19 protein-coding genes and 1 pseudogene are annotated in these 10312 nt (G+C 59.9%); 18 read left to right on the top strand and 2 right to left on the bottom strand.

Features of this window, described 5'->3' with window-relative positions; genetic code table 11:
- The first annotated feature begins 14 nt into the window (after nucleotides 1-14).
- The 10 genes from CCR96_RS11375 (at nucleotide 15) to CCR96_RS11330 (ending at nucleotide 4976) form a co-directional block, all read left to right on the top strand.
- Complete coding sequence (locus CCR96_RS11375) at nucleotides 15-713, top strand: transposase (RefSeq protein ID WP_201220249.1); 699 nt, start codon at nucleotides 15-17, stop codon at nucleotides 711-713.
- A 146-nt stretch (nucleotides 714-859) separates the two neighbouring features.
- Nucleotides 860-1345 carry a hypothetical protein gene (locus CCR96_RS11370; protein WP_201220248.1) on the top strand — a complete coding sequence of 162 codons (486 nt, stop codon included), beginning with the start codon at nucleotides 860-862 and terminating at the stop codon, nucleotides 1343-1345.
- 12 nt (nucleotides 1346-1357) lie between these two features.
- Nucleotides 1358-1624: a hypothetical protein gene (locus CCR96_RS11365; protein WP_201220269.1), complete on the top strand. Its 267-nt coding sequence runs from the start codon at nucleotides 1358-1360 to the stop codon at nucleotides 1622-1624.
- Between the two features lie 79 nt (nucleotides 1625-1703).
- Nucleotides 1704-2210 carry a hypothetical protein gene (locus tag CCR96_RS11360; protein ID WP_201220247.1) on the top strand — a complete coding sequence of 169 codons (507 nt, stop codon included), beginning with the start codon at nucleotides 1704-1706 and terminating at the stop codon, nucleotides 2208-2210.
- 222 nt (nucleotides 2211-2432) lie between these two features.
- Entirely contained in the window at nucleotides 2433-2612 is a 180-nt protein-coding gene (locus CCR96_RS11355) for a hypothetical protein (RefSeq protein ID WP_201220246.1), read from the top strand.
- 101 nt (nucleotides 2613-2713) lie between these two features.
- The gene (locus CCR96_RS11350) at nucleotides 2714-2944 is read left to right on the top strand and encodes a type II toxin-antitoxin system MqsA family antitoxin (RefSeq protein WP_201220245.1); all 231 of its coding nucleotides are present in this window, start codon (nucleotides 2714-2716) and stop codon (nucleotides 2942-2944) included.
- Nucleotides 2945-3382: 438 nt separating this feature from the next.
- The gene (locus CCR96_RS11345) at nucleotides 3383-3688 is read left to right on the top strand and encodes a hypothetical protein (RefSeq protein WP_242518946.1); all 306 of its coding nucleotides are present in this window, start codon (nucleotides 3383-3385) and stop codon (nucleotides 3686-3688) included.
- 112 nt (nucleotides 3689-3800) lie between these two features.
- Entirely contained in the window at nucleotides 3801-3947 is a 147-nt protein-coding gene (locus CCR96_RS11340; protein ID WP_201220244.1) for a hypothetical protein, read from the top strand.
- 94 nt (nucleotides 3948-4041) lie between these two features.
- Nucleotides 4042-4371, top strand: coding sequence for a phosphoadenosine phosphosulfate reductase domain-containing protein (locus tag CCR96_RS11335; RefSeq protein ID WP_201220243.1), 330 nt, complete (start codon nucleotides 4042-4044; stop codon nucleotides 4369-4371).
- Nucleotides 4368-4976 (top strand): NUDIX hydrolase, encoded by a 609-nt coding sequence (locus tag CCR96_RS11330; RefSeq protein ID WP_201220242.1) that lies wholly within the window; start codon nucleotides 4368-4370, stop codon nucleotides 4974-4976. Before CCR96_RS11335 ends, CCR96_RS11330 begins: the two co-directional genes overlap by 4 nt.
- Here CCR96_RS11330 and CCR96_RS11325 read toward each other — a convergent pair.
- Nucleotides 4959-5228, bottom strand: coding sequence for a hypothetical protein (locus tag CCR96_RS11325; protein WP_201220241.1), 270 nt, complete (start codon nucleotides 5226-5228; stop codon nucleotides 4959-4961). The genes CCR96_RS11330 and CCR96_RS11325 overlap by 18 nt on opposite strands.
- Nucleotides 5229-5314: 86 nt before the next feature.
- Between CCR96_RS11325 and CCR96_RS25560 the strand changes: the two are divergent.
- From CCR96_RS25560 to CCR96_RS11310, 4 genes and pseudogenes are all read left to right on the top strand, one after another.
- Nucleotides 5315-5584: pseudogene (locus CCR96_RS25560) on the top strand (hypothetical protein); the annotation flags it as partial.
- A gap of 1 nt (nucleotide 5585) precedes the next feature.
- Nucleotides 5586-6454: FkbM family methyltransferase (locus CCR96_RS25555; protein WP_420827267.1), on the top strand; the 869-nt coding region annotated here is incomplete at its 5' end.
- A gap of 239 nt (nucleotides 6455-6693) precedes the next feature.
- Nucleotides 6694-7179 carry a hypothetical protein gene (locus CCR96_RS11315; RefSeq protein WP_201220239.1) on the top strand — a complete coding sequence of 162 codons (486 nt, stop codon included), beginning with the start codon at nucleotides 6694-6696 and terminating at the stop codon, nucleotides 7177-7179.
- Nucleotides 7163-7582 (top strand): hypothetical protein, encoded by a 420-nt coding sequence (locus CCR96_RS11310; protein WP_201220238.1) that lies wholly within the window; start codon nucleotides 7163-7165, stop codon nucleotides 7580-7582. The genes CCR96_RS11315 and CCR96_RS11310 overlap by 17 nt, the downstream gene beginning before the upstream one ends.
- 516 nt (nucleotides 7583-8098) lie before the next feature.
- Here CCR96_RS11310 and CCR96_RS25550 read toward each other — a convergent pair.
- On the bottom strand, nucleotides 8099-8365 hold the full coding sequence (locus tag CCR96_RS25550; RefSeq protein ID WP_420827266.1) for a hypothetical protein: 267 nt from the start codon (nucleotides 8363-8365) through the stop codon (nucleotides 8099-8101).
- A 61-nt stretch (nucleotides 8366-8426) separates the two neighbouring features.
- Between CCR96_RS25550 and CCR96_RS11300 the strand changes: the two genes are divergently transcribed.
- From CCR96_RS11300 to CCR96_RS11285, 4 genes are read left to right on the top strand one after another with little or no spacing between them, the layout of a single operon-like run.
- The gene (locus CCR96_RS11300; RefSeq protein WP_201220237.1) at nucleotides 8427-9101 is read left to right on the top strand and encodes a hypothetical protein; all 675 of its coding nucleotides are present in this window, start codon (nucleotides 8427-8429) and stop codon (nucleotides 9099-9101) included.
- Between the two features lie 7 nt (nucleotides 9102-9108).
- Entirely contained in the window at nucleotides 9109-9369 is a 261-nt protein-coding gene (locus tag CCR96_RS11295) for a hypothetical protein (RefSeq protein WP_201220236.1), read from the top strand.
- Between the two features lie 5 nt (nucleotides 9370-9374).
- The gene (locus CCR96_RS11290) at nucleotides 9375-9785 is read left to right on the top strand and encodes a putative toxin-antitoxin system toxin component, PIN family (protein ID WP_338035868.1); all 411 of its coding nucleotides are present in this window, start codon (nucleotides 9375-9377) and stop codon (nucleotides 9783-9785) included.
- On the top strand, nucleotides 9782-10018 hold the full coding sequence (locus tag CCR96_RS11285) for a toxin-antitoxin system HicB family antitoxin (RefSeq protein ID WP_201220234.1): 237 nt from the start codon (nucleotides 9782-9784) through the stop codon (nucleotides 10016-10018). The genes CCR96_RS11290 and CCR96_RS11285 overlap by 4 nt, the downstream gene beginning before the upstream one ends.
- Nucleotides 10019-10312 lie beyond the last annotated feature (294 nt).

The raw sequence follows: 10312 nt of genomic DNA, 5'->3' as shown, positions 1-10312 counted from the left end.
AAATTGACGGAACAATGGCAAGACTCCCGAGAGTGGTGGTTCCGGGGTTGCCGCATCATGTGACGCAGCGCGGCAATCGACGGCAGCAGACGTTTTTTAGCGATGACGACTATGCGGAGTATCGTCGCCTGCTATCGTTCTCCTGTCGTGCCTGCGAAACGCGGGTGTTGGCCTACTGCTTCATGCCCAATCATGTGCATCTGATTCTGGTGCCGGCGACGGAGCTTGGTTTGCGGGATGCCTTGGGTGAAGCCCATCGGCGCTACACCCGGATGATCAATTTTCGCCAAGGCTGGCGGGGGCACCTGTGGCAGGAACGGTTCCACTCGTTCGTCATGGATGAGCGGCATTTGATCGCTGCTGCCCGGTATGTGGAGCTGAACCCCGTGCGCGCGCGTCTGTGCGAACGGCCGGAGGATTGGGAGTGGTCGAGTGCGCGGGCGCATTTGGCGGGAGCGGATGATGCGTTGGTCCAAGTTGGGCCGCTGTTGGAACTGATTTCAGACTGGCGCCGTTTCCTCGGCGAGTCGGAGGACAAGGACACCGTCGAAGCCCTACACGCCCATGGCCGCACCGGGCGCCCGCTCGGCGGAGATGATTTTGTCGAAACACTGGAGCAGCGCCTCGGTCGTGCGCTCAAGCGACAAAAGCCTGGGCCAAAGCCACGCCAACGGGATACTGACACGCGGGATTTGTTCGACAATGGCGCTTAAGCCGGCCCGAACCCCGTGGCGCGATGTTCCGCCAGTGGTGATTCACAGCCCTGAAATCGCGGTCAAGCGGCATCGCGACTATCCGACAGCCAGCAATTCAACAATGACGGGGATAGTACTTAATTCCTCGATTAGCAGCCAATAGCGTGCCATCCGCCGCAGACATTCAAAGTGAGATCGACAGGCGTGCCAAGCACCTCTGCCAGCAACGAGTCCTTGCCGTCGATTACTACCGCATCAGAAAACGCCTCGCGGTGCCACTCCCTGTCCACGCACCCCTAACGGCTTGCTATCCTGTTCGCAACTTCAGCGCTCGCTATACCTGGACTATCTGGCTGCTGTGGGCCTTGGAGGATCGCATCGAGACCCTCGGCGCGGCGGTCACTTTCCTGGACTCGGCGGCGGCGCGCACAGCGGTCGTGGCGGATCTGGCGGCACTCGCGGCCTGGCCTGGGGCCTTCTACCTCATGGTCGCTGGCAAGAAGGCCGTGGTGCACTGGTATACGCCAAGCCCAGAGGTGGCGCTTCCGATTCCGGAGGCGGCGGGCCATGAGTCTCTAGAAGTCAGAGGCTTCGTGCGCGAACAAGCGCAGCCGGACAAGAAGCGGATGCTTGCGGTTGCGGTGGCTTAGGATCACACGAGTATGTGCGGTATTGTTGGTTACCTGGGAAAGCAAGACGCCTGCGCCATCCTGCTGAACGGTCTGCGCGAGCTGGAATATCGCGGCTACGATTCCGCCGGCATGGCGGTACTGGATACCGCCGGGCTGCGCTGCGTCAAGGCGGTCGGCAAGCTCGACAACCTTGCCGCCAAGCTCGGCGACGCGCAGTCCAGCGGCCCGGTCACCGCCATCGGCCACACCCGCTGGGCGACATCCAGAACTGGCCGCCTTCCGCGCCACCCTCGATGAACTGCACGGCGCCTATGCCATCCTGCTGATCAGCGAGACCGCGCTGGGGCGGATCTTCTTCGCCCGTCAAGGCTCGCCGTTGCAGCTCGGCTTTGCCGGCGAGGGCTGTTATTTCGCCTCCTCCGATGCGCCGCTGGTGGGCCTCTGCGCCCAGACCCTGTATCTGGACGACGGCCACTGGGGCCTGGCCACCGCCACCGGGCTGTCGCTGTTCAGCGCCGACGGCCAACCGGCCGAGCTGGCGCCCAAGCCGCTGCCGGCCACCAGTCTGGCGGCGCTGCGCCCCATCGCCCTGGCCGACGCCGAGCTGTTCACCATCGCGCTGATGGCCCGCAGCACGCTCTACGACAAGGTCAAGAGCAATGTCGAAGAGCTCTCCGCGCGCGATGCGACCATTATCGCCATCACCACCGAGTATTTCGAGCTGGCCGACGACATCATCCAGATCCGCGCCTACGATCACCCGATGCTCGAGTTCTTCGAGATGCTGGTGGTGGTGCAACTGCTGGCGATGGAGATTGCCATCCGGCTGGGCAATGATGTGGATATGCCGAGGAATTTGGCCAAGAGTGTGTCGGTGGAGTAGGGTGGTGATGGAAGATGGGCAACTCCTCGGACAGGACTTTAACCTGCTAGACTTACTGTTGTTACTGCGAACGGTCAGGTTCGGTTTTACTGTCCAAACGGGGCCACGTTAGAATTAACTTTGGCGGCTTGTGGTTAACATAAGAATCGGAGCGGGTTTTTTGGCAGGCGTTGGCATTTTTGGATGGCTGGGACTTTGACAACGACGAAGGATTAAGCAGGGATGGCAAACCTGTTCGAGCGTGAATGTCGGTTGATTCGGCGCATGGTTCGCGCTAAAGACTACGTTCTGACTCATCATGCCTTTGATGAGATGATCGCCGATAATCTGCATGATCGTGATATCGAAAGTATCGTGATCAACGGTTTTATCAGCCGACGCGAGATCGATCAACAGACGTAAGAGCCAAAATTCATCTTCTATGGCCCGACGACGCAAGGGCTTGATGCTGAAGTGGTTGCGAAGATAAAGGGCCGGGTAGTGATCATTACGGTGTATTTGCTATGAATGAAAATCGTTGTCCTGTCTGCGGAGGTCACGCGACGATCAAACGCGTCGCTAAGGCCTTTGGCCAAGGCAGCAACCTTTTAGTGATCGAGGACATTCCTGTGATCGTTTGTCACGCCTGTCACGAGCAGTACATCACGGCTCAGATATTAGGCGAAATTGAACGACTGCGCGAGCGAGATCATCACGAATCACGGAATGTACCCATTGAGCGGTATGCCGCGTGAACCAAGAAGGATGAAGAACGCCCAATGGGGTTAAAGTTTTGCCAAGTCTTTCGTGACATGGTGAAAATTAAAGGGGTCGGTGCGGCCTGGCAAGGCCGCGTGTTCTAGCGGGTGAGAGTCCCGCCTGGGTAGTCGTGAGCCGCGAGCCCAGTATCAAGCCTTGCGGCGCGAAGGGTAACTGACGCGTCGATGCGTAGGCATGAAAGCAGGCGAGGTGCAAAGGTAGCGGGTGAAGCCGCCCCTGAAGGTGTAGAGCCCCGAAAATTAATTTTTTGGTGAGTGCCGACGGGTTTGGCCCCCCGGCAGGCAACAGTGCATGTCACGTCATGGTCAGTGGCATGGATGCTCCCCGGAGTCCGAGGCCGTATCGAGTCTGACATTGAGAACGCGTGACTACCCGGCGTTATGCCGACAAGCTGGTCGGCGTCACCTTGCGCGATGGCACCGCGGTCTGGGTGCTGGATCCATGTCGAGGTGCAAGGCGAGCCGGAAACCGCCTTTGCCGAGCGGATGTACACCTATCACTACAAGATCCGCGACCGCTATCAGGTGCCGGTCGCCAGCCTCGCCGTGCTCGCCGATACCGACCAGCGCTTTCGCCCCCGGCAGTTCAGCAGCGCGCTCTTGGACTATGCCGAGCCCGAGCGTTGGGCTGAGCTCGAAGCCAGCGACAATGTCTTCGCCCTGGTGGTGATGGCGCAGATCCTGAGTTCCGGTGACAGGATACTGAATTCCGTACGGTGATCCGCACGGCTCGCCGCTACGCCGGAGCGCACCTGTGGGGACGTGCTGCGGTTTTAGGCTGCCGCCACTGCCAGGCGCTGAATCCGCTACACTCCCTGAATGCCAGCCGATCGTGACAACCAAACACACCGAGCGTCGGTCGTCGGCAGGCGATGACGCCAGCCCGGGGCTGGGTGATGCCAGCCCGAGGCGCGACGATGGCTGCTATGGCGGCGCCACCTATCGCCAGATCGACGACTTTCGAGATTTAAGGCTTTAATCCGCGCATTGATCGCAGCACCCTGACCCCCGGCGACATCGAGCGCCACGACGCGGGATGGCGCGATCCGGCTTCGCCCCTCTTCTCTTTGGTGGTGCGCAAGATCAAGCACGAGCCACTCAACCGTGCCTTCGCGGAGCTAAAGCCCAACCGCTGGCTGCGCGGCATCATGCGCCACGCGACCCCGGAGCGCCAACGCGCCGCGCCGGAGCAATTCAAGAACGGGCTCTACCAGGTGCATCCCATCCTCGACTGGAGCAAGGCGCAAGCGTTGGCCTACCTGCACCGCCACGGCCTGCCGATCAACACGGATCATTGGGACCCGACCAAGGGCCGCGATCAGCGCGGGGAATGTCTCATCGGCGATGACTGCGGATTGCACCAGCGCGCGAACCCCTTACCGGTACAGGAACAAGCCTCATGAGCGACTGGCAACGCCTGCGTGAAATCGTGCGCATCGACTCGGACTGGGTCAGGCTGATCGCCGAGCGCTGGCTGTGCGACAAGGGTCAGGAACTGGAGTACTGGCGGGTGGAGAAGGTCGATTCGGTCATCGTCCTGCCGCTTTACCGCCAGCAACTGCTCTGCGTGCGCGCCAGCTTCCGCCCCGGCATCCAGCGCGCCACCCTCGACTTTCCCGGCGGGCGCTTGCCGGCCGGCCAACAACCGCTCGAACTGGCGCCCTTGCTGCTCGAGCGCGAGCTGGGCGTGACGCCAACGGCCCTCCAGCGTACCGAACCGCTCAACCAAGCCCCCTGGGTGATCAACAGCGCCTTCTCCAACCAAGGGCTCTGGGGCATCGTCGCCGAGATCGATCCCGACCACCCGCTCCTCGCGACCCACATCGGCCAGCGCGCCCCGCCACCGTCACCGGCGTGCGCGAGCTGCTGCAAGCGCTCGATTGCCTGCAATGCCGCGCGGTGCTGCTGGAATGGGCGCGCGCGCAGGGGTGCGTGCCGGTGGATTGAACGCCGACCCAATCCGCGCCTGCCCAAGCCCTCGGGACATCGGTTAGGCTGCGGACGTTAGTCGCGCCAGATGGGCGAGGTCGGCCGTCTCATCGCGCGCCATCGGCTGCTCCATCCGGGGAATGCCCATGCGGCTGACCAAAAGGGCACGGAAAATGACAAACAAGACCATGTCAAGTAAACCGCAGACACCACAGCAATTCCCGCTGTTCCCCATCGGCTCGCGCGCCGCCTGGCCAATCTGAATGCCAGCAAACCCCGGCAGGCGGATCTGAAACAGGCGGTCAGCACGGCCTATTATGCGCTGTTCCATACGCTGGCACAGGAATGTGTTGATCGCTTCATTGGTATTGGTGCAGTACGACCATGAAAAAAGATTTTCTCCATTTCTTGGCTTGAATTGGCAAAAAGCCCAGAAAAATTCTGCATGTCGGCGCGAATACCGGACAAGAGGTGCGCATGTACCATGAATCGGGGCTGGAAGGTTGGCATGTTGAGGCGATACCTGCGCTTTTTCGTCAGGTTGCTGAAAAATGCGCGAGTTATCCAACGCAGCATGCCATCAATGCCTGCCTGAGCAACGTTGACGGCGTTGACATTCTGTTCAATGTTGCATCGAATGACGGTCAGTCTTCTTCAATCCTCGAGCTGGGCCGCCATGCCATTGAGNACCCAGCTATTACCTATGTTGAGAAAATTTCTCTACCAACAAAGACGATCAATCGCTTAATTCGTGATCAGACTTTGCCAAACGATATCGACTTTTTACTGCTTGATACGCAAGGCGCTGAAGGTCTAATTCTTGATGGTGCGGATTTGTTTCTCGCAAACGATTGCTTAGTTGGGTGCCAAATTGAGACCGGCGTCGTGCCACTTTACGAGCATGGATCGACTTATTTAGAGATCGCAGCCAAATTAGCGCCGTTCAACTTGCATTTGAAATATGCGTATTACGATGATTTCAGCAACCTGCTCGTCATCAATCGCGGCGTGCACGAGCCGCTGGAGGAGTATTGCTTTCAAGAGATCCTCAAGCGGCTACCGTCGCGCCCGTTCATGCTGGAGTTGGGTGCACTCTGGGCGCACTACTCGATGTGGTGCAAGCAACAGCGGCCCAATGCCGAAGCCTGCATGGTGGAGCCAGAGCCGGACAATCTGGAGTCGGGTCGCCTCAATTTTGCCCGTCACGGCTACAGCGGACGCTTCATCCAGGCCAAGGTCGGGCCGGATGACTTCAAGGTGGATGCCTTTATGGCGGAATCCGGCTGGGACAAGCTCGACATCCTGCACGTCGATATCCAAGGCGCCGAGCTGGCGATGCTGGACGATGCTCGCCAGGCGCTGGAGCGTCGGCAGGTCGATTACCTGTTTCTCTCAACGCATTCACAACAACTCCATCACCAGTGTGCGGAGCGTCTGACCAAGCTCGGCTATGTTGTCGTTGTCTCCGCCGACTTCGACAATCAAACAACGTCTTACGACGGGTTCCTGCTGGCGGTGAATCCGCTGCTAGCGCCGCCCGGGTCCGCTGCGCCGTAAGCGGTATCTGAGCGGCGTTCTTGACAGACCCGGCATCAGGCAATCACTGTCGCGTGCTGGCAGCAAATGCGCTGGCGTCACGGCACGATCAGCGCTGGATCGCTAGCCGAGCTGACGTCAGTCTCAGGCCCCGAGGCGATGCAAATCCGAGCGCAGCGGAGCCTCCCCGCTCGAAGCCAGCGACTCGCCGCCTCTGCTAGACTCGGGACCTTAGGGTGACACTGACACCGGAGGCCAGCATGACAACAGCGGTTGCCGCAGAGTTGGAGCAATATCACGCGCGGGTGGATTCCTTGTTTGCCGAGGCGACGCGTTGGACGCAGGCGCACGGCTTGACGAGTGAGCGTGGCCAGATTGATCTGAACGAAGAGGCCTATGGTGAGTACGCGATGGACACCCTGCGTCTCTACGCTGCCGGCAGGGAACTCATCGCTGAACTGGTCCCGGTAGGCGCATCGATCATCGGCGCCTGCGGCCGGGTTGATCTGCAGGGGCGCATCGACCAGGCGATCTTAGTCTATTGGCAAACCGAAGACGCCGCTCCAACGTCGAGTGCCGGTCAGACGGCGGATGTGGTGCACCGAGCGCCTCGGTACTATCGCGGGATCGACCGCCCGGGATGGTATTGGGTGGAAAGCCAGCACTTGGCGCGCGCCTATCGACTCGACGAACGCTTGTTCTTCGACTTACTGCTCTCGGTCTCGGATTATGACGCCCGCCAGTGAGGGCATCGATCGTGCCATTCGCACGTGGACCATGACCCAGGATGCGTTGAAAGTGGTCGCGCGTGAGCTCATGCATCAGCGCCGGGGCGATGGCGCGCGCTCCACTGTTTTCGCGGCCACAGGGTTCGAGGAGGCCAGTGCGGATGGCTTGCGCGATGCGCTTCGCGATGGCCAACAAGCGGCCAGCGACCAGGCGATTCTGTCGATCTGGGCGTTGTTCGAGCGCAGCCTGTTGCAACGCATCGCGGCCGAGTGCGAGGGGATGCGCGCTGAACCGGCGTCACCGTTCAACGCGCGGGTGACCGATCAGGTGATCGCGGCGGTTGAGTATTGGCGCATTGATGAGGCGCTGGAAGCGATCAAGCCGGCGGTTGGCGGCGAGCTCGTGGGGCAGGCCAAGTAGATCAAGCGCTATCGCGACTGGCTGTCGCATCGTAATCCGCGCAAACCCTCGCCCGCGCAGATTGATCCCGCGACGGCGAGCCGGATTCTGCAGCAGATTGTTGGATTGCTGGAGGCTAGCCCCCTTGGGGCTTGAGGTTTGGCGATGGTGTGATTAAAGGGCCTCAATCAAAGGGGCCATATATGGTCCGCCCCGCGATGCAAGAGGAAAATCGCTGTTTGGTCGAAGGAAACGTTGCGGCCATCTATCCGGCATCTTCAGCGGAATCATCATCGAAGTGATCCGCGTGCCCTGATGGAATTCGCGTACCTCGCCGTCCTCAATCAGGCTCACAGTCTCAGCTGACGCTGGCTTCGGCCCCTTCCAGGTTTTCAGCAAGGCGGTCGTGCCTTTCATGCCATCGTCGTGCCTTTCATGCCATCACAGTGACTTTCACTCTTCGCAACTCGTGGTGTGGAACTCGGTTGATGCCCGATCAGGGCCGGTTAATCGAAATGGTTCGTGGCCGATAGGGCGTTACGCGGTAACGGCCGCAGGCTTTGCCAACGCGCCGCGCTCGGCATCGAAGGCCTTGCCGGTGGTCATCACCGCCCAGGCGATGCGGGCGAGCTTGTTGGCCATGGCGACAATGGCGACGTTTGGATGGCGGCGTTGTTTCAGGTTCTTGGCCCACTGGCTGACGGCATCCTCCTTTTTTTCAATCCTCATCAACAGTGCGACCGAGTCATTGGTGTTGGCAACGGTCTGAATTTGCGTATCATAATGCTTGACCCGCGCATCCATGTGACGCAACTCCTCAAGGAGGCGGTCGGCAAGCTCGATAACCTTGCCGCCAAGCTCGGCGATGCGCAGTCCAGCGGCCCGGTCACCGCCATCGGCCACACCCGCTGGGCGACATCCAGAACTGGCCGCCTTCCGCGCCACCCTCGATGAACTGCACGGCGCCTATGCCATCCTGCTGATCAGCGAGACCGCGCCGGGGCGGATCTTCTTCGCCCGCCAAGTCTCGCCGTTGCAGCTCGGCTTTGCCGCCGAGGGCTGTTATTTTGCCTCCTCCGATGCGCCGCTGGTGGGCCTCTGCGCCCAGACCCTGTATCTGGACGACGGCCACTGGGGCCTGGCCACCGCCACCGGGCTGTCGCTGTTCAGCGCCGATGGCCAACCGGCCGAGCTGGCGCCCAAGCCGCTGCCAGCCACCAGCCTGGCGGCGCTGCGCCCCATCGCCCTGGCCGACGCCGAGCTGTTCACCATCGCGCTGATGGCCCGCAGCACGCTCTATGACAAGGTCAAGAGCAACGTCGAAGCGCTCTCCGCGCGCGATGCGACCATTATCGCCATCACCACCGAGTATTTCGAGCTGGCTGATGACATCATCCAGATCCGCGCCTACGATCACCCCATGCTCGAGTTCTTCGAGATGCTGGTGGTGGTGCAACTGCTGGCGATGGAGATTGCCATCCGGCTGGGCAATGATGTGGATATGCCGCGGAATTTGGCCAAGAGTGTGACGGTGGAGTAGGGTGGTGATGGAAGATGGGGTGCTCGATGAGCTCGGGCTCTCCGAGCGTTACGACGGTGGTCCGAACCGGGCGTTGCAGGCGTTCTTTAGGGAACAAAAGCTGGGGTCAGGTCTCGTATTCCAGCAAACAGCAGCACAGGCTTGCCAATTCAATTCCGGGGACATACTTAATTCTCGTATCCTCTATTTTAAGCACAGGCATTACCATCCTGCCTTTGGCATCGGCATCGGGCTAATGGATGATTTCACCGAGGCACAGTCAGTTTGAAAATCGTGTTGGATACCTGCATCCTGGTGTCCGCTGCACGGTCGCGTCATGGTGCTTCTAATGCACTGATGGCATTGCTTCCTGACCAACGCATTCAACCTGCGGTATCGATTCCCTTGTTTGTGGAGTACCGCGCAACATTGCTCCGTGACGAGAATTTGGGTGGCCGCACAGAGAAGGACGTCGACGATTTTCTTGACTATTTTTTATCATTCAGTCATTTGCAGGAGATTCACTATCGCTGGCGTCCGGCACTCGCGGATCCGGATGACGACTTTGTTCTCGCGCTCGCGGTAGCGGCAAGTTGTCGTTACATAGTGACCCACAATCTGCGCGATTTCAGGGGAGCCGAACGCTGGAGCGTCGAGCCCATCGCCCCAGGCACCATGTTGAAACATTTGGAGGCGTTGATGTGAGCACGCTGACAATCAATATTCCTGACAGCCTCATCGGTCGTTTACAGGAGTTTGCTGTGGATCAAGGCATCACCGTGGATCAACTGCTGTCCTCGGCTGCTGCCGAAAAACTGAGTACACTCATGACAGTTGATGGCTTACGCGAGCGCGGTTCCCATGGCGACCGCGCTGCCTATAAGCGGTTTTTGGACTCTTCTGCTGACGCTCCACCGATACCCGGTGACGAACTTTAATCAAGCGAATTCTGGCGGATTCCGCAGATTTCAGATTCCAAATTCAGCAATTCGACTTCCGGAATTCCAGGGACAGGGGACGCAGAATAGGGAGCGGATCACGTTTTCCGTGGCGCCAAGTCCCTTACTGATTCCGCCTAGCCCATCCCATTACACAGAACTCTTCTGAGTGTTCGATCGCCGAATTTCGGGGATACTTAACTTCCCTGGCTGATCCCGCCGAACCAGGTTTCACACCTCCAGCCTCGAGGTTCGCGCCTCGGGGAGGGCTGTAGCAGCCCCCCCACCCCATCG

Origin of the sequence: Halochromatium roseum (assembly GCF_016653315.1) — a bacterium.
In the GTDB taxonomy this organism is placed as follows: Bacteria; Pseudomonadota; Gammaproteobacteria; order Chromatiales; family Chromatiaceae; genus Lamprobacter; species Lamprobacter roseus.
Note: the sequence above shows the minus strand (reverse complement) of the source record. Positions and strands in the feature narration are given on the sequence as shown.